This window comes from Paracoccus aeridis, from assembly GCF_004923205.2.
Lineage (GTDB): Bacteria > Pseudomonadota > Alphaproteobacteria > Rhodobacterales > Rhodobacteraceae > Paracoccus > Paracoccus aeridis.
Window position 1 is genome coordinate 25,290 of record NZ_SELD02000041.1, and the last position, 21,456, is coordinate 46,745.

Here is a 21,456-nt window from a genome sequence, read left to right on the forward strand (position 1 = left end):
AGGGTACGTGCATCAGGGCCCAGGGGTTGAAAACTGAACCATTTCAGTAATCTTCGTGACCGGCTGCGGGCCGATACCCGCGCCGCGCATGACCGGGTCGATGCAGCTTACAGGGCTTGCGACCTCACCCTGCCAGAAGATCTTGCCCTGTTCCTGGCGGACCACCTGCGCGCGTTCGGCGCGCTCGACCTTGCGGACGGGCCGGCGCGCGACCTTCGCGACGAATACTGCGCCGCGCTGGAAGCCGACCTGACCGCGCTGGACGTGGCGGCGCCCGCACGCTCGGCGCCGGCCCTGAAGGTCGCGCCCGATGCGGCGATGTACATCTTTCTGGGATCGCGGCGGGGTGCGCAGATGATGCGCCGGCACTGGGCCGCGGCCGCGAAGGGGGCGGCGCGGGACGCGGGCGCGTTCCTGTCGCTCGACCCCCGCAACGAGGAATGGCGGCGGTTCTGCGCGGATCTTGCCGCGCGCCCTCCCGACGGGCCGCATGCCGACCGGGTGGTGGCCGACACCGTTGCGATCTTCGACCTGTTCGACCCGCATGCCGCGGACCTTCCGGAAAAACGCCATGCCTGACAGCAGCACGCCACAGATCAGGGCCGAGCCGCCGCAATCGGCCATATCGCGCGAGATGATCGACGCCTGCGCGCAGGAACAGATCCAGTTCCTGGGCCACGTACAGGATTTCGGCTGCCTTCTGGTCATCACGACGCAGTGGGTGGTCCGCAACGCCTCGGTCAATACCGAGGCGGTGCTGGGCCTCGCGCCCGACGTGCTGATCGCGCAGCGCCTGACCGACCTCCTGCCTGCCTCGACCATGCACTCGCTGCGCGGCAAGGTGCAGGTGATGGGCCGCGGGGACGAAGGGATCCGCCTGTTCGGCGTCGATGTGTTCGAGGACGGGCGTGCCTTCGACATCGCCATCCACCGCGACGGCCCGACCTTCCTGATGGAGTTCGAGCCGAAGCGGTCCGACCGCGTGCGCGACCCTTCCGCCGTCGCGCAGTCGCTGCTGCCGCGGATGGTCGCGGCGGACACGACCGACGACCTGTGCGCCATCGCCGCCGACGCGGTCTGGGCGCTGACCGGGTTCGACCGCGTGATGGTCTACCGCTTCGAACCCGACTTCAGCGGCGTCGTCGTCGCCGAGACGCTGAGCGGCGCCACGACGAGCTACATGGGCCATCGCTTCCCCGCTTCCGACATCCCGCCGCAGGCGCGCGCGCTCTATCGCCGCAACCTGATCCGCATCATCGCCGACGTGGACGCCCCCACCCACCCCATCGTGCCCGCGCAGACGCCCAGCGGCGCGCCCACCGACCTGTCGCTCAGCGTCACACGCGCGGTGTCGCCCATCCACCTGCAATACCTGCGCAACATGGGCGTCGCCGCGTCCATGTCGGTGTCGATCCTGCAGGACGGCGAGTTGTGGGGCATGATCGCCTGCCACCACGGCCGCGGGCACTACGTCGACTACGAGACACGTTCCGCGATCGAGCTGTTCACCCAGCTTCTCTCGTACGAGATCGGGCTGCGCGCCGACCGCGAGGGACGCCGGCAGAGCGAGGCCGCGCTGGAGGCGCACGAGCGGATCGCGCTGACGATCGAAAGCTCGACCACCGGGATCCCGGACCTGCCCGCGATCGCGCGCGAGATGGACGGGGTGTTCGCGACCGACGGCGTGGCCATGCTGATCGGCGGGCACTATCACGCCGCGGGCCTGGTGCCGTCGCGCGACGAATTCGACGCGCTGATGACCGACCTTGCCCGCGACGGCCTGAGCCGCGTGTTCACCAGCGACAACCTCGGCCTGTCCAGCCCCGGCGTCGTGGCGCCCGAACGCGGCATCGGCGGGATCCTGGCGATCCCGATCCACAGCCGCCGCGGCGACGGCGTGATCCTGTTCCGGCGCGAGATGACGCGCGACCTCATCTGGGCCGGGCGGCCCGAAAAGGAACGCCTCGCCGATGGCCGCCTGTCGCCTCGGACGAGCTTTTCCACCTGGCGCGAGGAACGCCGGGGCTTCTGCCAGAGCTGGAGCCGCGCCGACCTGAGCGCGGCCGAGGTGATGCGCGTCAGCCTGCTGGAGATCACGCTGCGGCTCAGCAGCGACCGCGACCGGCTCAGCACCCACCGCAACGAGCGGCAGGAGGTCGTCATCGCCGAACTCACGCACCGGCTGCGCAATGTCTACACTATGATCGCGGCGGTGATGGAGGCGGGCGCGCAGGACCAGGGCGACGCCGTGCGCGCCTATGCCGCCGAGATGCAGGACCGTCTGGCGGCGATGAAGCGGGCCGGCGACGTGCTGACGAGCCGCGACGGGCGGACAAGCTCGCTTCGGCAGCTGGTCCTCGACGAGGTGCGCGCCTTCGGCGGGGCGGGCGGGCGGCTGGACTACCGGGGCTCCGACGTGATGCTGTCGCCCGGGCAGCGGTCGGCCATGACGCTGGTGATCCACGAGCTGACGACGAACGCCGTGAAATACGGCGCCTTCAAGGCTGCCGCGGGCCGGGTCGAGGTGACGGTCTCGGGCATGGCCGATGGCATCGTGATCGGGTGGCGCGAACGCGGCGGCCCGAACGTGGCGCCGCCGCGCCGGGTGGGCTTCGGCAGCGCCCTGATCGAGCAGACGATCCCGCACGAGCTCGGCGGGACCGTCACGGCCAGCTACGATCCCGCGGGCTTCGAGATCGAGATGCGGATCCCCGGCCTGGCGATCCAGCCGGCCGGCAGGGCCGCGCGCGCGCGTCCGCATGTCGTGCAGCCGCAGGGCGGCGACGCGCCGCCCGAGGTGCGCCTGTCGGGGCGGGTGCTGGTGGCCGAGGACAACACCATCATCGCCATGAACGCCGCGCAGACCCTGCGCCGGCTGGGTGCCGAGGACATCGTGATCGCGCCCGGCCCGGACGCGGCGCTGGCGGCGCTGGACGCAGGGCCGGGGGTCACCTTCGCGGTGCTGGACCAGGACCTCGGCGGCGTCAGCTCCGAACCGGTGGCCGAGCGGCTCGAGGCGGCCGGGATCCCCTTCGTGATGGCCAGCGGGCTGGTGCCGGACGGTCCCGACAGGACCGGCGTTCTCGGCCGCGCGGTCTGGATCGAGAAGCCCTACAACAGCGAGGCGATCGCGCAGTCCCTGCGCGACCACTTCGCCGACCGCTTCCCGCCGCGGCCGTCCTGATCGCGGATCGGCCCGGCGTCCGCGCGAAACCGCTTGAACCGCCGGGCGGGCTGGCTTAATGCGGGCCTCGGCCTAGGGGTATAGCTCAGTTGGTAGAGCATCGGTCTCCAAAACCGAGGGTCGTGGGTTCGAGTCCCCCTGCCCCTGCCAGCCATTCCGCGCATCGCCGCCCGCATTCCCCCGGTCCCCGGCACAGGCGGGGGGGCCGATGCGCTTGCATCCGCGGCCGGGGGTCTTTATCTGCACCGCTGCACACGCAAGGGACCGCCATGACCAACCCCGCCCAGTTCATCAGCCAGGTGCGCGCCGAAGCCGCCAAGATCGTGTGGCCGGGCCGGCGCGAGGTCGTCACGACCACCATCATGGTCTTTGTCATGGCCGCGCTGTTCAGCGTGTTCTTCTCGCTCGTCGACCTCGTGATCCGCACGGGCGTCAGCGGCGTGCTGCGGGTCGTGTCGGGCTGATCCGGCCCCGCCGGCGCCCTGCGGGGCCGCAAGGCTTGCAAAGCCCTTCACGTGCGGATATGTCCCGGCGACCCGGCCGGCCCTGAAAGGCGTGCAGCGAATCGGCATGCGCGCCTTTGCGTTTTCAGGACGCGGCGGAACGATTTTCGGCGGGCGCACGGCCCGCGTGCACCGACGAACGAGGAACGGTCTGGCTATGGCAAAACGGTGGTATTCGGTCAGCGTCCTGTCCAACTTCGAGAAGAAGGTCGCCGAGGCGATCCGCCAGGCGGTGGCCGAGAAGGGGCTTGAGGACGAGATCGACGAGGTCCTCGTCCCCACCGAGGAAGTGATCGAGGTGCGGCGCGGCAAGAAGGTCACGTCGGAGCGCCGCTTCATGCCGGGCTACGTGCTGGTGCACATGGACCTGTCGGACCGGACCTACCACCTGGTGAACTCGATCAACCGGGTCACCGGGTTCCTCGGAGCGCAGGGCAAGCCCATGCCCATGCGCGACGACGAGGTGAACCTGATGCTCAACCGCTCGGGCGACGGCGAGACCAAGGCCGAGCCGCGCAACCTGATCCGGTTCGAGGTGGGCGAGAACGTGAACGTGACCGACGGCCCGTTCGAGGGCTTCTCGGGCATGGTCGAGGAAGTGGACGACGCCGCCGGCCGCGTGAAGGTCACGGTGTCGATCTTCGGCCGGCCGACGCCGGTCGAACTGGAATTCACGCAGGTCAGCAAGGCCTCGTGAGTGTCGCGCGGGAGGCGTCGGCCCACGGGCTGAGCCGCACCGCTATGTCGGCCCGCATGGTGCGGGCGTGATGAAGAAGGAGAAGGCCAGATGGCCAAGAAAGTCGTCGGCAGCCTGAAGCTGCAGATCAAGGCGGGTCAGGCGAACCCGTCCCCGCCCGTCGGCCCCGCACTGGGCCAGCGCGGCATCAACATCATGGAATTCTGCAAGGCGTTCAACGCGCGCACGCAGGAAATGGAACCGGGCTCGCCCACGCCGGTCGTCATCACCTACTACGCGGACAAGTCGTTCACCTTCGAAACGAAGACCCCGCCCGCGTCGTTCCTGCTGAAGAAGGCCGCGGGCCTGAAGCCGGTCGGCAAGCGCAACCGCGCCAAGGGTTCGGAAAAGCCGGGCCGCGCGCAGGCGGGCACCGTGACCGCCGCGCAGGTTCGCCAGATCGCCGAAGCGAAGATGAAGGACCTGTCGGCCAACGACGTCGAAGCCGCGATGCAGATCATCCTCGGCTCGGCCCGTTCGATCGGCATCGAGGTGAAGGGCTAAGCCATGGCAAAGATCGCAAAGAAGAAAGCCGCGGCCCGCGCCGCCTTCGAAGGCAAGTCGAACCTCGCCGTCGAGGACGCCGTCGCGCTGGTCAAGGCCAACGCCACCGCCAGGTTCGACGAGACCGTCGAGATCGCCATGAACCTGGGCGTCGACCCGCGCCACGCCGACCAGATGGTCCGCGGCGTGGTCCAGCTGCCCAACGGCACCGGCAAGGACGTCCGCGTCGCCGTGTTCGCGCGCGGCCCCAAGGCCGATGAAGCGAAGGCGGCGGGCGCCGAGGTCGTGGGCGCCGAGGACCTGGTCGAAAGCATCCAGGGCGGCAACATCGACTTCGACCGCGTCATCGCGACGCCGGACATGATGCCGCTGGTCGGCCGCCTGGGCAAGATCCTGGGCCCGCGCAACCTGATGCCGAACCCCAAGGTCGGCACCGTGACGATGGACGTCAAGACGGCCGTCGAGGCGGCGAAGGGCGGCGAGGTCCAGTTCAAGGCCGAGAAGGCGGGCGTCGTCCACGCCGGCGTCGGCAAGGCGTCGTTCGACGGCGAGAAGCTGGCGCAGAACATCCGCGCCTTCGTCGAGGCCGTGAACCGCGCCAAGCCGTCGGGAGCCAAGGGCACCTACGTCAAGAAAGTCTCGATCAGCTCGACCATGGGTCCGGGCGTGTCGCTGGACCTGACCTCGGCCACGCAGGCCTGATCGTCCGGCAGGCCCGGCGTTCGCGCCCGCGGCCTGCCGCTTGCCATCCGGCCCATGCGGACGTATGAGGCCGGTTCCATCCCGGATCGCTTCGATTCGGGATGCCTGTCCGAGACGGAGGGCCGGTGCGTGAACACCGCTAAGTCCTTCCCGAGATGGAAGTCGAGCATTTTTCCGAAGGTTCCACCTTTGGGCGATCTCGGGTCCATCATTGCGGACCCGCCCGGCTGCCACCCGGCTGCCGGACATGAGAGCCGGGGGGAAACCCCCATATTTGGAGTGAACCGTGGATAGAGCCCAGAAAGAACAGGTGGTCGAGGAACTCGGCCAGATCTTTGCAAGCTCTGGCGTCGTGGTGGTTGCCCACTACGAAGGGATGACGGTTGCCGAAATGCAGGACCTGCGCGCGCAGATGCGCGAAGCTGGCGGGTCCGTTCGCGTTGCCAAGAACAGGCTCGCCAAGATCGCCCTTGAAGGCAGCCCGGCGGCTTCGATCGCCAGCTACCTGACGGGCATGACCGTGCTCGCCTTCTCCGACGACCCCGTGGCTGCGGCCAAGGTCTCGGACGCGTACGCCAAGTCGAACGACAAGTTCGTCATCCTGGGCGGCGCGATGGGCGGTTCGGCCCTTGACCCGGCCGGTGTGAAGGCCGTGGCCCAGCTGCCGTCGCGTGAGGAGCTCATCGCTTCGATCGTGGCCAGCATCGGTGCCCCGGCGTCGAACATCGCGGGCGCGATCGGCGCACCTGCTTCGAACATCGCGAGCATCCTCACGACTCTGGAAGAGCGCGAGGCTGCCTGAGGCAATCCCGTCCGTCGTGGGGCAGATGCCCCGGCGTTGGAACAATCTTACTGAGAGAACGGAAAAATGGCTGATCTGAAACAACTCGCCGAACAAATCGTCGGTCTGACCCTGCTGGAAGCGCAGGAGCTGAAGACGATCCTGAAAGACGAATACGGCATCGAGCCGGCCGCCGGTGGCGCCGTCATGATGGCCGGCCCGGCTGCCGGTGGCGCTGCCGCCGCCGAAGAGGAAAAGACCGAGTTCGACGTCGTGCTGACCGACGCGGGCGCCAACAAGATCAACGTGATCAAGGAAGTGCGCGCGATCACCGGCCTGGGCCTGAAGGAAGCCAAGGACCTGGTCGAAGCCGGCGGCAAGGTCAAGGAAGGCGCGGCCAAGGCCGACGCCGAGGAAATGAAGAAGAAGCTCGAAGCGGCTGGCGCCAAGGTCGAGCTGAAGTAATCGACGGCGGTCCCGCACGGGATCCGCGCGAGACAGGGCAGGGTCCGGTAGTTCGCCGGTCCCTGCCGAGCCCGTCTTGAAGGACGCTTGACCGATCCCTACATAGGGCGGCTCGAGCGTCCCTCAGGGCGTGTTCGCGGTTCGGGAGCGGCGCGGTGGGACGCGTGGCACGAATGGGACCGCACCCCTGACATTCGTATGCGTGCCGCCGATCGTGCCCCGACGATCCGCCGCGCGCGTTGACGAAAGGCGAAAGACCCCATGGCGCAAGCTTATGTCGGCCAGAAGCGCATCCGGCGCTATTACGGCAACATCCACGAAGTGCTGGAGATGCCGAACCTGATCGAGGTGCAGAAAAGCTCCTACGATCTGTTCCTCGCATCCGGCGAGGGCGAGGGCCACAACGACGGCGAGGGCATCCAGGGGGTCTTCCAGTCGGTCTTCCCGGTCAAGGACTTCAACGAGACGGCGACCCTCGAGTTCGTGAAATACGAACTCGAGCGCCCGAAATACGACGTCGAGGAATGCCAGCAGCGCGACATGACCTATGCCGCGCCGCTGCGCGTGACGCTGCGCCTGATCGTGTTCGATGCCGACGAGAACACCGGCGCGAAGTCCGTCAAGGACATCAAGGAACAGGACGTCTACATGGGCGACATGCCCCTGATGACGCAGAACGGCACGTTCATCGTGAACGGGACCGAGCGGGTGGTCGTGTCCCAGATGCACCGCAGCCCGGGCGTGTTCTTCGACCATGACCGCGGCAAGACCCATTCCTCGGGCAAGCTGCTGTTCGCCTGCCGGATCATCCCCTATCGCGGGTCCTGGCTCGACTTCGAGTTCGACGCCAAGGACCTCGTCTTCGCGCGCATCGACCGCCGCCGGAAGCTGCCGGTGACGACGCTCCTGTATGCGCTGGGGATGGACCAGGAAGGCATCATGGATGCCTTCTACGACACCGTGGACTATACGCTGCAGACCGGCCGCAAGGGCGCGCAGGAAGGCTGGGTCACCCGGTTCTTCCCCGACCGGATGCGCGGCACCCGTCCGGCCTTCGACCTCATCAACGCCGACACCGGCGAGGTCATCACCAAGGCCGGCGAGAAGGTCACCCCCCGCCTCGTCAAGAAGCTGGTCGATTCCGGCGAAGTTTCGAACCTGCTGATCCCGTTCGAGCGGATCGTGGGCCGCTTCGTCGCGCGCGACATCATCAACGAGGAAACCGGCCTGATCTACGCCGAGGCCGGCGACGAGATCACCGCGGAATACAGCAAGGACGGCACCGAGATGGTGGGTGGCCTGCTGAAGGTGCTGCTGGACAACGACATTACCACGATTCCGGTGCTCGACATCGACCACGTCAACGTCGGCCCCTACATCCGCAACACGATGGCCGCCGACAAGAACATGAACCGCGAAGGTGCCCTGATGGACATCTACCGGGTCATGCGCCCGGGCGAGCCGCCGACGGTCGAGGCCGCGTCGTCGCTGTTCCAGTCGCTGTTCTTCGACAGCGAACGCTATGACCTGTCCGCCGTGGGCCGGGTCAAGATGAACATGCGCCTGAACCTCGACGCGCCCGACACCCAGCGCACGCTGCGGCCCGAGGACATCATCTCGTGCATCCGCGGGCTGGTGGAACTGCGCGACGGCAAGGGCGAGATCGACGACATCGACCACCTCGGCAACCGCCGGGTGCGTTCGGTCGGCGAGCTGATGGAGAACCAGTACCGCATCGGCCTGCTGCGGATGGAGCGCGCGATCCGCGAGCGGATGTCGGGCGTCGAGATCGACAACGTGATGCCGCAGGACCTGATCAACGCCAAGCCCGCCGCGGCCGCGGTGCGCGAGTTCTTCGGGTCGTCGCAGCTGTCGCAGTTCATGGACCAGACCAACCCGTTGTCCGAGGTGACGCACAAGCGCCGCCTGTCGGCGCTCGGGCCGGGCGGCCTGACGCGCGAGCGCGCGGGCTTCGAGGTGCGCGACGTCCACCCGACCCACTACGGCCGGATGTGCCCGATCGAGACGCCGGAAGGCCAGAACATCGGCCTCATCAACAGCCTCGCCACCTACGCGCGGGTGAACAAGTACGGCTTCATCGAAACCCCCTACCGCAAGGTCGAGGGCGGGCAGGTGACGGACGACGTGGTCTACATCTCGGCCACCGAGGAAATGCGCCACACCGTCGCCCAGGCGAACGCCGCGCTGGACGCGGACGGCCGCTTCGTGGACGAGCTGGTCAGCACCCGCCAGGCGGGCGACTTCATGATGAACCCGGTCGATGCCGTGGACCTCATCGACGTGTCGCCCAAGCAGCTGGTGTCGGTCGCCGCCGCGCTGATCCCGTTCCTTGAAAACGACGACGCCAACCGCGCGCTGATGGGCGCGAACATGCAGCGCCAGGCGGTGCCGCTGCTGCGGGCCGAGGCGCCGTTCGTCGGCACCGGCATGGAAGCGATCGTCGCGCGCGATTCCGGCGCCGCCATCATGGCGCGCCGCGGCGGCATCATCGACCAGGTCGACGCGAGCCGGATCGTCGTGCGGGCGACCGAGGGTCTCGGCGCGGGCGACGCGGGCGTGGACATCTACCGCCTGCGGAAGTTCAAGCGCTCGAACCAGTCCTCGACCATCAACCAGCGTCCGCTGGTCAAGGTGGGCGAGCGGGTGCAGACGAACCAGGTCATCGCGGACGGTCCCTCGACCGACCAGGGCGAGCTCGCGATCGGCCGGAACGTGGTCGTCGCGTTCATGCCGTGGAACGGCTACAACTACGAGGACTCGATCCTCGTGAGCGAGCGCATCCACCGCGACGACGTGTACACCTCGATCCACATCGACGAGTACGAGGTCGCGGCCCGCGACACCAAGCTGGGCCCGGAGGAGATCACCCGCGACATCCCGAACGTCGGCGAGGAGGCGCTGCGCAACCTCGACGAGGCCGGCATCGTCTATATCGGTGCCGAGGTCGGGCCGGGCGACATCCTGGTGGGCAAGATCACCCCCAAGGGCGAAAGCCCGATGACGCCGGAAGAAAAGCTGCTTCGCGCGATCTTCGGCGAAAAGGCGTCGGACGTGCGCGACACCTCGCTGCGCCTGCCGCCGGGTGCCTACGGCACGGTCGTCGAGGTGCGGGTGTTCAACCGCCACGGCGTCGAGAAGGACGAGCGCGCGCTGCAGATCGAGCGCGAGGAAGTCGAACGCCTCGCCCGCGACCGCGACGACGAGATGGCGATCCTCGACCGCAACATCTACGCCCGTCTCAAGACGCTGATCGCCGGCAAGAAGGCGGTCAAGGGTCCGCGCGGCATCCGCGCCGGGTCCGAGATCGACGACGAGCTGCTGGGCACGCTGAGCCGTGGCCAGTGGTGGCAGCTTGCCGTCGCCGAGGAAGACACCGCCAAGGAAGTCGAGGCGCTGAACCAGCAGTACGACTCGCAGAAGAAGGCGCTGGAAGCCCGGTTCGAGGACAAGGTCGAGAAGGTCCGCCAGGGCGACGACCTGCCCCCCGGCGTGATGAAGATGGTCAAGGTGTTCGTCGCCGTGAAGCGCAAGCTTCAGGCCGGCGACAAGATGGCCGGCCGTCACGGCAACAAGGGCGTCGTGTCCAAGGTGGTCCCGATGGAGGACATGCCGTTCCTCGCGGACGGCACCCCCGTGGACCTGGTGCTGAACCCGCTGGGCGTGCCGTCGCGCATGAACGTGGGCCAGATCCTGGAAGTGCACATGGGTTGGGCTTCGCGCGGGCTCGGGCTTCAGATCAACGAGGCGCTGGAGAACTACCGGCGCGACGGCGACATGAGCCCGCTGCGCGACGCGATGAAGATCGGCTACGGCGACGACATGTACGCCTCGGAATTCGCCGAGATGGATGACGACCACCTGGTCGAGCATGCGGAATCGGTGAAGGACGGCGTTCCGATCGCGACCCCGGTCTTCGACGGCGCCAAGGAGGCCGACATCAACGACGCGCTCAAGCGCGCCGGGTTCGACCAGTCGGGCCAGTCGGTGGTCTTCGACGGCCGCACGGGCGAGGCGTTCTCGCGCCCCGTTACGGTCGGCGTGAAGTACTTCCTCAAGCTGCACCATCTCGTCGACGACAAGATGCACGCGCGGTCGACCGGCCCCTACAGCCTCGTCACCCAGCAGCCGCTGGGCGGGAAGGCGCAGTTCGGCGGCCAGCGCCTGGGCGAGATGGAGGTCTGGGCACTCGAAGCCTACGGCGCCGCCTACACCCTGCAGGAAATGCTGACGGTGAAGTCGGACGACGTGGCGGGCCGGACCAAGGTCTACGAGTCGATCGTCAAGGGCGAGGACAACTTCGAGGCCGGCGTGCCGGAATCGTTCAACGTGCTGGTCAAGGAGGTCCGGGGTCTGGGCCTCAACATGGAACTCCTGGATGCGGAGGGGGACAACTGACGGCGCCTTCCCGCCGCGCGCCCGTCGCAGGGCGCGCGGCCCGACGCTCCGTCCATCCCCTCCGCGCCACCTCATAAGGTATTCAGATGAACCAGGAACTTTCTACCAATCCGTTCAATCCCGTCGCGGCGCCGCGCCAGTTCGACGAGATCAAGATCTCGCTGGCCTCGCCCGAGGAAATCCTCGCCTGGTCGTTCGGCGAGGTGAAGAAGCCCGAAACGATCAACTACCGCACGTTCAAGCCGGAACGTGACGGCCTGTTCTGCGCGCGCATCTTCGGGCCGATCAAGGACTACGAGTGCCTGTGCGGCAAGTACAAGCGCATGAAGTATCGCGGGCTCGTCTGCGAGAAATGCGGCGTCGAGGTGACGCTGCAGAAGGTCCGGCGCGAGCGCATGGGCCACATCGAGCTGGCCTCGCCCGTCGCGCATATCTGGTTCCTCAAGTCGCTGCCCTCGCGCATCGGCCTGATGCTGGACATGACGCTGCGCGACCTGGAACGCATCCTCTACTTCGAAAACTACGTCGTCATCGAACCCGGCCTCACCGACCTCAGCTACGGCCAGCTGCTGTCCGAGGAAGAGTTCCTCGACGCGCAGGACCAGTTCGGCGCCGACGCCTTCACCGCCAACATCGGCGCCGAGGCGATCCGCGAGATGCTGGCCAACATCGACCTGCAGGCGACCGCCGACCAGCTGCGCGAGGAGCTGAAGGAAGCGACCGGCGAGCTGAAGCCCAAGAAGATCATCAAGCGTCTGAAGATCGTCGAGTCGTTCCTGGAGTCGGGCAACCGGCCCGAGTGGATGGTCATGACCGTGATCCCGGTCATCCCGCCGGAACTGCGCCCGCTGGTCCCCCTGGACGGCGGCCGCTTCGCGACCTCGGACCTCAACGACCTGTATCGCCGCGTCATCAACCGCAACAACCGCCTCAAGCGGCTGATCGAACTGCGCGCGCCCGACATCATCGTGCGCAACGAAAAGCGGATGCTGCAGGAATCCGTGGACGCGCTGTTCGACAACGGCCGCCGCGGCCGCGTCATCACGGGCAACAACAAGCGCCCGCTGAAATCGCTGTCGGACATGCTGAAGGGCAAGCAGGGCCGGTTCCGCCAGAACCTGCTGGGCAAGCGCGTGGACTTCTCGGGTCGCTCGGTCATCGTGACCGGGCCGGAACTGAAGCTGCACCAGTGCGGCCTGCCGAAGAAGATGGCCTTGGAGCTGTTCAAGCCGTTCATCTATTCGCGGCTGGAAGCCAAGGGCTATTCCTCCACCGTCAAGCAGGCCAAGAAGCTGGTCGAAAAGGAACGCCCCGAGGTCTGGGACATCCTGGACGAGGTCATCCGCGAGCATCCGGTGCTGCTGAACCGCGCGCCCACGCTGCACCGCCTGGGCATCCAGGCCTTCGAGCCGATCCTGATCGAGGGCAAGGCGATCCAGCTGCACCCGCTGGTCTGTTCCGCCTTCAACGCCGACTTCGACGGCGACCAGATGGCCGTGCACGTCCCCCTCTCGCTGGAAGCCCAGCTTGAGGCGCGCGTCCTGATGATGTCCACGAACAACGTGCTGTCGCCCGCCAACGGCGCGCCGATCATCGTGCCGTCGCAGGACATGGTCCTTGGCCTCTACTACACCACCATGCAGCGCGACGGCATGGCGGGCGAGGGGATGGCCTTCGGCAGCGTGGACGAGGTCGAGCATGCGCTGGCCGCGGGTGCCGTGCACCTGCACGCCAGGATCACCTGCCGCCTGCCCCAGATCGACGAGGACGGCAACGAGGTCATCGAGCGCTTCGAGACCACGCCGGGCCGGATCCGGCTTGGCGCGCTGCTGCCCAAGAACGCCAAGGCGCCGTTCAGCCTGGTGAACCGCCTGCTGCGCAAGAAGGACGTCCAGAACGTCATCGACACCGTCTACCGCTACTGCGGCCAGAAGGAATCGGTGATCTTCTGCGACCAGATCATGGGCATGGGCTTCCGCGAGGCGTTCCGCGCCGGCATCTCGTTCGGCAAGAACGACATGGTCGTCCCCGACAACAAGTGGGACATCGTGGGCGAGGTGCAGGAACAGGTGAAGGAGTTCGAGCAGCAGTACCTCGACGGCCTCATCACCCAGGGCGAGAAGTACAACAAGGTCGTGGACGCGTGGTCGAAGTGCAACGACCGCGTGACGGAATCGATGATGTCCACGATCTCGTCCAGCAAGCGCGACGAGAACGGCGCCGAGGCGGAACCCAACAGCGTCTACATGATGGCGCATTCGGGCGCCCGGGGCTCGGTCAGCCAGATGAAGCAGCTGGGGGGGATGCGCGGCCTCATGGCCAAGCCGTCGGGCGAGATCATCGAGACGCCGATCATCTCGAACTTCAAGGAAGGGCTGACCGTTCTCGAGTACTTCAACTCGACCCACGGCGCCCGCAAGGGCCTGTCGGACACCGCGCTGAAGACCGCGAACTCGGGCTACCTGACGCGCCGTCTCGTGGACGTGGCGCAGGACTGCATCATCCGCGACCATGACTGCGGCACCGATCGGGCGATCACCGCGTCCGCCGCCGTCAACGACGGCGAGGTCATCGCGCCCCTGAGCGAGCGCATCCTGGGCCGCGTCGCGGCCGAGGACGTGCTGGTGCCGGGCACCGACGAGGTCATCGTCAGCCACAACGAGCTGATCGACGAGCGCAAGGCCGACGCCATCGAGGCGGCGGGCGTGTCGACCGTCCGCATCCGCTCGGCGCTGACCTGCGAATCCGACGACGGGATCTGCGCGCTCTGCTACGGCCGCGATCTGGCGCGCGGGACGCTGGTCAACATCGGCGAGGCGGTGGGCATCATCGCCGCGCAGTCGATCGGCGAGCCGGGCACGCAGCTGACGATGCGGACCTTCCACATCGGCGGCATCGCGCAGGGCGGCCAGCAGTCGTTCGTCGCGGCGAACCAGGACGGCACCGTGAAGTTCGAGAACACGGCCGTACTGGAGAACGCGTCGGGCGAGCTGATCGTGACCAGCCGGACGATGCAGCTTCACGTCCTGAACGACCAGGGCACGGCGCTGGCCACGCACAAGCTGTTCTACGGCTCGAAGCTGCTGGTGCGCGACGGCGACAAGGTCGCGCGGGGCGGCAAGCTGTTCGAATGGGACCCCTACACCCTGCCGATCATCGCCGAAAAGGCGGGGATCGCGCGCTTCGTCGACCTGCTGTCGGGCCTTTCGGTCCGCGACGAGACCGACGAGGCCACGGGCATGACCCAGAAGATCGTCACGGACTGGCGGTCGGCGCCGAAAGGGAACGACCTCAAGCCCGAGATCATCGTCATGGACGAGAACGGCGAGCCGGTCCGCAACGAGCAGGGCAACCCGGTCAGCTACCCGATGTCGGTGGACGCGGTCCTGTCGATCGAGGACGGGCAGGAAATCCGCGCCGGCGACGTGATCGCGCGGATCCCGCGCGAGGGCGCCCGCACCAAGGACATCACCGGGGGTCTTCCCCGCGTGGCGGAACTGTTCGAGGCGCGCCGTCCCAAGGACCACGCGATCATCGCGGAAATCGACGGTACGGTGAAGTTCGGCAAGGACTACAAGAACAAGCGCCGGATCATGATCCAGCCCACCGACGAGAACCTCGAGCCGGTCGAGTACATGGTGCCGAAAGGCAAGCACATCCCGGTGCAGGAAGGCGACTTCGTGCAGAAGGGTGAGTACATCATGGACGGCAACCCCGCCCCGCACGACATCCTGCGGATCATGGGGATCGAGGCCCTGGCCGACTACCTGATCGACGAGGTGCAGGACGTCTACCGACTGCAGGGCGTGAAGATCAACGACAAGCACATCGAGGTGATCGTCCGCCAGATGCTGCAGAAGATCGAGATCCTGGACAGCGGCGACACCACGCTGCTCAAGGGGGAACACATCGACCGCGAGGAGTTCCAGGAAGAGAACGCCAAGATCGAGGCGCGCGGCGGCCGTCCCGCACAGGGCGAGCCGGTCCTCCTGGGCATCACCAAGGCGAGCTTGCAGACCCGCAGCTTCATCTCGGCGGCGTCGTTCCAGGAAACCACGCGGGTCCTGACCGAGGCCTCGGTCCAGGGCAAGCGCGACAAGCTGGTCGGCCTGAAGGAAAACGTCATCGTCGGCCGGCTGATCCCGGCCGGGACGGGCGGCGCCACGCACCGGATCAACCGCATCGCCGAGGACCGCGACAAGGAGGTCATCGAGATGCGCCGGGCGGAAGCCGAGGCCGCGGCGGCGCTTGCCGCTCCGGTCGCCACTCCTGCCCGCGACGAGCCGGGCAACGCCTCGGACAACGCGGCGGACGTGGACGTGGACACGGTGATCACCTCGCCCGAGGAGTGATCCGGAGCCATCCGGCCCGCGACGGGGCATGAATTGACTGGCTGCCCGGCGTGAAAGCGCCGGGCAGTTGTCGTTTCTGCAGGATCTCGCCGCACGGCCGCAGACCCGGCACCCCGCCGAGCCGTCCGTCAACTGGCTGCACGCCCCCGCAAGCAGCCGCGGATCAACCGGAACTCGTCGCGGATCTCGGGCACATGGGCTTCAGCGTGGTCGGAATCTTGGACCGATGGGCATCGCCGCCGCTGATGTGGAGACGATCGACGCGCTTAACGGCCGTACGGTGACAATCGTGTCGTTCGAGCGCGCCGAGCGCGCCGAGGGCGCCGGGTCCCCTGGTGGCGGGCGGTCCGTGTACCTGTCTCGCCAGCCTCCGGGACGGCGAGGCGGGCGAGGGGTGGATCGCAGCCGGACGCGGCGATGCCGCCCGGGGGGGGGCGAGGTCGTGTCCGCAGGGCAGGGGATCACCGTTCCGCGGCGCAGGTCCCGTCGCGCGGCTGCGTGGGCGAGGTCGCGCAGGCGTGTTTCGCCGACGGCGCGCGCCGCTGCCGTGGACTGCCAGAAAGGCTGACCGGGCCGCGCCGCCCCTGGTCGCGGGGCGCGTGTGGCGCCCACTGGTGCAGATCGGTCGCGGGCCTTGTCCGGCGCAACGGTCCTTCTTCCTTTCACCCCGGCCAACCCTTATCGGATTGGTGCCCCAGTCCGGTCCGATTCCATGCGCACGCCGATCCTGTCCCTGAACCGCCGGGTGCGACCGGCGTCCGAGCCTCGGGCGCGCACGCGCGAGGGGGACAACCTGCACGGCGCGGCGCTGATGGTGATCTCGGTCGTGGCCTTCGTGTCGAACGACACGATCATGAAGCTCGTCAGCCAGACGCTGCCCCTGTCCGAGGCGATGTTCATGCGGGGCGCGATGATCGTGTGCCTGCTGTGGCTGGTCGCCCGGCGTGACGGCGGCATCCTGTGGTGGCCGCACGCGGCCCGCGACCGCTGGGTGCTCGCCGGGCGCAGCATTGGCGAGGTGAGCTCGACTGTCCTCTACCTCAAGGCGCTGCAATCCATGCCGCTGGGCAACCTTTCCGCGATCATGCAGGCGCTGCCGCTGCTGATCATGCTGGCGGCGGCGATCGTCTATCGCGAGCGGATCGGCTGGCGGCGCCTGCTGGCGGTCGGGGTCGGCGTCGCGGGCGTGGCGATGATCGTGCGGCCCGGGTCGGACGCGTTCGACATCTGGTCGCTGATGGCGCTGGCGTCGGTGCTGCTGATCGTCCTGCGCGACCTTCTGACCCGCGCCCTGGGGCCACAGATACAGACCAGCACGATCGCGTTCCAGGCCGCGCTTGCGGTCACGCTGGCGTCGCTGCTGATGCCGACGGAGCCGTGGCGCACCCCCGTGCCGTCCGAAGCGGGGCTGCTGGTCGTGGCCGCCTGCTTCCTGACCGTGGGTTACATCTCGGGCGTGGCCACGATGCGGGTGGGAGAGGTGAGCTTCGTCTCGCCGTTCCGCTATGTCTCGCTGATCTGGGCCGGGATCCTGGGCTTCGTCGTCTTCGGCGAGCGTCCCGACGGGTGGACGCTGCTGGGCGCGGCCCTGATCGCGGCCGCCGGACTTTATTCCATCTGGCGCGAGACGAAGCTGCGCCGGGGGGCCGCCTGATGCGGGTGCAGGTGATCGGGCTCTGCCGCTTCTCGTACCTGGGGGAAAGGGGCTTCCAGATCGGCCACGAGACGCTGGAGGAGCGGCGCGCCTTTCTCTACGACCCCGACCGCCTCGCCCGGCGCTGGTTCTGGTTCGAAAACGTGGCCCTGCCTGCGTTCATCGCCCAGACCGACCCGGACTTCACGCTGGTGGTGATGACCGGCCCGGACCTGCCCGAGCCGTGGCTCGGCCGCCTTCGCGATCTGGCGGACGTGCTGCCGCAGCTGAAGCTGGCGCTGGTCGAGCCGATGGAGGCCCATCTCGACGCCTGCTGGTCCGCCGTCGCGCCGCATGTCGAGCGCGATGCCGACGTCGTGGCGCATTTCCGGCATGACGACGACGACGCGGTGTCGATCGGCTATGTCGCGCGGGCGCGGGCGGACTTCGCGCTCGCGCGGCCGTTGTTCACCCGGGCGCGGCGGGTGTCGATCGACTATCCGCGCGGGCTGGTCCTGCATGCGGACGCGGATGGCGTCCGGGTCGAGCCGCGGATCGTCCACAACGCCTGCGCCGGCCTGACCGTCTACCTGAAGCCCGACCAGCAGCGGACGGCGGTCCACTATCCGCACTGGAAGCTCGCGCTCAGCATGCCGGGGCTGGTGATCGGCTCGCAGCCGGGGTTCGTGCGGGTGATGCACGGCGACAACGACTCGGGGACGGTCGGGGCGAACTACGGCTGGACGCTGAAGGACGAAAGCGCCGCGGACCTCCTGGCGCGCGCGTTCCGGATCGACCTGCCCGGGATCGACGCCGCCGTCCGCCGGCAGGACGGCTCGCCCGCGCGTTGACAGGACCCGCGATTCTCCCTATATGCGCCAGCACCCGGCGGGAAACCGCGGGGTGCCCAGAACCTTCCGTGGTCACGATCCGGGCCGAACCAGCCTCGATCCTCTGGATTTATGCCCGTCCATCCCGCGCGCGGGGTCGGATGGGTTTGGCATTTTGCGATGGGCGCAGGATGCTGTCGAGAAGTGGCGCACCAAGGCCCGGGTGCGAGTATCGCAAAGCAAGGCGGGGAACCGAATGCCGACGATCCAACAGCTGATCCGCAAACCGCGGCAGCCGAAAGTGCAGCGATCCAAGTCGCAGCACCTTCAGGGAAACCCTCAGAAGCGCGGCGTCTGCACGCGCGTCTATACCACGACGCCGAAAAAGCCGAACTCGGCCATGCGGAAGGTCGCCAAGGTGCGCCTGACCAACGGGTTCGAGGTCATCAGCTACATTCCCGGTGAAAAGCACAACCTGCAGGAACACAGCGTCGTGCTGATCCGCGGCGGCCGGGTGAAGGACCTTCCCGGCGTCCGCTACCACATCCTGCGCGGTGTCCTGGATACGCAGGGCGTCAAAGATCGTCGTCAGCGTCGTTCGAAATACGGCGCCAAGCGTCCGAAGTGAGGGTTTAGACAGATGTCCCGTCGTCACGCCGCTGAGAAGCGCGAAGTCCTGCCCGACGCCAAGTATGGCGATCGCGTGCTGACCAAATTCATGAACAACCTGATGGTCGACGGCAAGAAGTCCGTCGCCGAGAAGATCGTCTACAACGCGCTCGACCGCGTTCAGGGCCGGCTCAAGCGCGAGCCGATCGAGGTCTTCCACGAAGCCATGGACAACGTGAAGCCCTCGGTCGAGGTGCGCTCGCGCCGCGTCGGCGGCGCCACCTACCAGGTTCCGGTCGAGGTCCGTCCGATCCGCCGCGAGGCGCTGGCCATCCGCTGGCTGATCGACGCCGCCAAGAAGCGCAACGAGAACACCATGGAAGAGCGCCTGGCCGGCGAGCTTGCCGACGCGGTCAACAACCGCGGCACCGCGGTGAAGAAGCGCGAAGACACCCACAAGATGGCCGACGCCAACAAGGCGTTCAGCCACTATCGCTGGTAAGGAAAGCTCATGGCACGCGAATATCCGCTGCAGCGCTATCGCAACTTCGGGATCATGGCCCACATCGACGCGGGCAAGACCACGACGACCGAGCGCATCCTCTACTACACCGGCAAGTCCCACAAGATCGGCGAAGTGCACGAAGGTGCCGCGACGATGGACTGGATGGAGCAGGAGCAGGAGCGGGGCATCACCATCACCTCCGCCGCCACCACCACCTTCTGGCAGCGTCAGGAAGACCCGTCGTCCGACGCCTCGTCGGCCACGAAGTACCGCTTCAACATCATCGACACGCCCGGCCACGTGGACTTCACCATCGAGGTGGAACGCTCGCTGGCGGTGCTTGACGGTGCGATCTGCCTTCTGGACGCCAACGCCGGCGTCGAGCCGCAGACCGAAACGGTGTGGCGCCAGGCCGACCGCTACAAGGTCCCGCGGATCGTGTTCGTCAACAAGATGGACAAGATCGGCGCCGACTTCTTCAAGTGCGTCGAGATGATCAAGGACCGCACCGGCGGCACCCCGTGCCCGATCGCGCTGCCGATCGGTGCCGAGGACAAGCTGGAAGGCATCGTCGATCTGGTGAAGATGGAAGAGTGGGTCTGGAAGGGCGAGGACCTGGGCGCGTCCTGGACCCGCCAGCCGATCCGCGAAGAGCTGCAGGACCTCGCCGACGAATGGCGCGGCAAGATGATCGAGCTCGCGGTCGAGCAGGACGACACCGCGATGGAAGCCTATCTCGAAGGCAACGAGCCCGACATCGACACGCTCCGCGCGCTGATCCGCAAGGGTACGCTGTCGCTGTCGTTCTTCCCGGTGACGGCCGGTTCGTCCTTCAAGAACAAGGGCGTGCAGCCGCTGCTGAACTCGGTGATCGACTTCCTGCCGGCACCGACGGACGTGCCGGACCTGATGGGCTTCGCGCCCGACGACGAGTCGGAAACCCGCAACATCGTCCGCAAGGCCGAGGACACGGAGCCCTTCTCGGCGCTGGCGTTCAAGATCATGAACGACCCCTTCGTCGGCTCGCTGACCTTCACGCGCATCTATTCGGGCGCGCTGAAGAAGGGCGACCAGATGATGAACGCGACCAAGGGCAAGCGCGAGCGCGTCGGCCGCATGATGATGATGCACGCCATCAACCGCGAGGAAATCGAAGAAGCCTTCGCGGGCGACATCATCGCGCTGGCGGGCCTGAAGGAAACCACTACCGGGGACACGCTCTGCGATCCCAACAAGCCGGTGGTCCTTGAAACGATGACCTTCCCGGAGCCGGTGATCGAGATCGCGGTGGAACCGAAGTCGAAGGCCGACCAGGAAAAGATGGGCCTCGCCCTTCAGCGCCTGGCCGCCGAAGACCCCTCGTTCCGCGTCGAGACCGACCTGGAATCGGGCCAGACCATCATGAAGGGCATGGGCGAACTTCACCTCGACATCCTCGTCGACCGCATGCGTCGCGAGTTCAAGGTCGAGGCGAACATCGGCGCCCCGCAGGTGGCCTACCGCGAGACCATCTCGCAGCCGGCCGAGATCGACTACACCCACAAGAAGCAGACCGGCGGCACGGGCCAGTTCGCCCGCATCAAGCTGCAGATCAACCCGACCGAGCCGGGCGAAGGCTACACGTTCGAGTCGAAGATCGTCGGCGGCGCGGTGCCCAAGGAATACATCCCGGGCGTCGAGAAGGGGATCAAGTCGGTCATGGACTCCGGTCCGCTGGCAGGCTTCCCGGTCATCGACTTCAAGGTCGCGCTGGTCGACGGCGCGTTCCACGACGTCGACTCGTCGGTGCTGGCGTTCGAGATCGCGTCCCGCGCGGCGATGCGCGAGGGCCTGAAGAAGGCCGGCGCGAAGCTGCTGGAACCGATCATGAAGGTCGAGGTGGTCACGCCCGAGGAGTACACGGGTTCGATCATCGGCGACCTGACCAGCCGCCGCGGCATGGTCCGGGGCCAGGACAGCCGCGGCAACGCCAACGTCATCGACGCGATGGTGCCGCTGGCCAACATGTTCGGCTACATCAACAACCTGCGCTCCATGTCCTCGGGCCGCGCGGTGTTCACGATGCAATTCGACCATTACGACGCCGTGCCGCAGAACATCTCGGACGAGATCCAGAAGAAATACGCCTGATGCGCCAGGGCGGGGAGCGATCCCCGCCCGGCCTTCACCAGACATTTGAAGGAGCTTTGCGATGGCAAAGGCAAAATTCGAACGGACGAAACCGCACGTCAACATC

The 21,456-nt window shown here is 67.3% G+C and carries 15 protein-coding genes, 1 tRNA gene and 1 pseudogene; 16 read left to right on the forward strand and 1 reads right to left on the reverse strand.

Annotated features, from left to right (window positions below; translation table 11 throughout):
- Window positions 1-12: 12 nt before the first annotated feature.
- Window positions 13-369 carry a hypothetical protein gene (locus ELI80_RS16075; protein ID WP_161596470.1) on the reverse strand — a complete coding sequence of 119 codons (357 nt, stop codon included), beginning with the start codon at window positions 367-369 and terminating at the stop codon, window positions 13-15.
- Between ELI80_RS16075 and ELI80_RS12460 the strand changes: the two genes are divergently transcribed.
- The 16 genes and pseudogenes from ELI80_RS12460 (at window position 355) to fusA (ending at window position 21,350) form a co-directional block, all read left to right on the forward strand.
- Window positions 355-579 (forward strand): hypothetical protein, encoded by a 225-nt coding sequence (locus tag ELI80_RS12460; RefSeq protein WP_161596471.1) that lies wholly within the window; start codon window positions 355-357, stop codon window positions 577-579. The two genes, ELI80_RS16075 and ELI80_RS12460, sit on opposite strands and share 15 nt — an antisense overlap.
- On the forward strand, window positions 572-3,184 hold the full coding sequence (locus tag ELI80_RS12465) for a GAF domain-containing protein (RefSeq protein WP_161596472.1): 2,613 nt from the start codon (window positions 572-574) through the stop codon (window positions 3,182-3,184). The genes ELI80_RS12460 and ELI80_RS12465 overlap by 8 nt, the downstream gene beginning before the upstream one ends.
- A 74-nt stretch (window positions 3,185-3,258) precedes the next feature.
- Window positions 3,259-3,334, forward strand: a tRNA-Trp gene (locus tag ELI80_RS12470).
- 119 nt (window positions 3,335-3,453) lie between these two features.
- Window positions 3,454-3,648: a preprotein translocase subunit SecE gene (gene secE / locus ELI80_RS12475; protein WP_136652258.1), complete on the forward strand. Its 195-nt coding sequence runs from the start codon at window positions 3,454-3,456 to the stop codon at window positions 3,646-3,648.
- A 196-nt stretch (window positions 3,649-3,844) separates the two neighbouring features.
- Complete coding sequence (nusG, locus tag ELI80_RS12480; RefSeq protein ID WP_136652259.1) at window positions 3,845-4,384, forward strand: transcription termination/antitermination protein NusG; 540 nt, start codon at window positions 3,845-3,847, stop codon at window positions 4,382-4,384.
- Between the two features lie 90 nt (window positions 4,385-4,474).
- Entirely contained in the window at window positions 4,475-4,927 is a 453-nt protein-coding gene (gene rplK, locus ELI80_RS12485) for a 50S ribosomal protein L11 (protein ID WP_136652260.1), read from the forward strand.
- Window positions 4,928-4,930: 3 nt separating this feature from the next.
- Complete coding sequence (gene rplA / locus ELI80_RS12490; protein ID WP_136652261.1) at window positions 4,931-5,629, forward strand: 50S ribosomal protein L1; 699 nt, start codon at window positions 4,931-4,933, stop codon at window positions 5,627-5,629.
- A gap of 286 nt (window positions 5,630-5,915) precedes the next feature.
- Entirely contained in the window at window positions 5,916-6,431 is a 516-nt protein-coding gene (rplJ, locus tag ELI80_RS12495; protein WP_136652262.1) for a 50S ribosomal protein L10, read from the forward strand.
- Between the two features lie 66 nt (window positions 6,432-6,497).
- Window positions 6,498-6,875, forward strand: a complete 378-nt coding sequence (rplL, locus tag ELI80_RS12500) for a 50S ribosomal protein L7/L12 (RefSeq protein WP_136652263.1) — start codon at window positions 6,498-6,500, stop codon at window positions 6,873-6,875.
- A gap of 261 nt (window positions 6,876-7,136) precedes the next feature.
- Window positions 7,137-11,291, forward strand: coding sequence for a DNA-directed RNA polymerase subunit beta (gene rpoB, locus ELI80_RS12505; RefSeq protein WP_136652264.1), 4,155 nt, complete (start codon window positions 7,137-7,139; stop codon window positions 11,289-11,291).
- Between the two features lie 86 nt (window positions 11,292-11,377).
- Window positions 11,378-15,550, forward strand: a pseudogene (gene rpoC, locus ELI80_RS12510) (DNA-directed RNA polymerase subunit beta'); the annotation flags it as partial.
- An 805-nt stretch (window positions 15,551-16,355) separates the two neighbouring features.
- Entirely contained in the window at window positions 16,356-17,297 is a 942-nt protein-coding gene (locus tag ELI80_RS12515; protein ID WP_136652265.1) for a DMT family transporter, read from the forward strand.
- Window positions 17,297-18,127 carry a putative rhamnosyl transferase gene (locus tag ELI80_RS12520; protein WP_136652266.1) on the forward strand — a complete coding sequence of 277 codons (831 nt, stop codon included), beginning with the start codon at window positions 17,297-17,299 and terminating at the stop codon, window positions 18,125-18,127. Before ELI80_RS12515 ends, ELI80_RS12520 begins: the two co-directional genes overlap by 1 nt.
- Window positions 18,128-18,362: 235 nt before the next feature.
- On the forward strand, window positions 18,363-18,734 hold the full coding sequence (gene rpsL / locus ELI80_RS12525; RefSeq protein ID WP_073068257.1) for a 30S ribosomal protein S12: 372 nt from the start codon (window positions 18,363-18,365) through the stop codon (window positions 18,732-18,734).
- Window positions 18,735-18,746: 12 nt separating this feature from the next.
- Window positions 18,747-19,217 carry a 30S ribosomal protein S7 gene (gene rpsG / locus ELI80_RS12530; protein ID WP_095641279.1) on the forward strand — a complete coding sequence of 157 codons (471 nt, stop codon included), beginning with the start codon at window positions 18,747-18,749 and terminating at the stop codon, window positions 19,215-19,217.
- 9 nt (window positions 19,218-19,226) lie between these two features.
- Entirely contained in the window at window positions 19,227-21,350 is a 2,124-nt protein-coding gene (fusA, locus tag ELI80_RS12535; protein ID WP_136652267.1) for an elongation factor G, read from the forward strand.
- Window positions 21,351-21,456 lie beyond the last annotated feature (106 nt).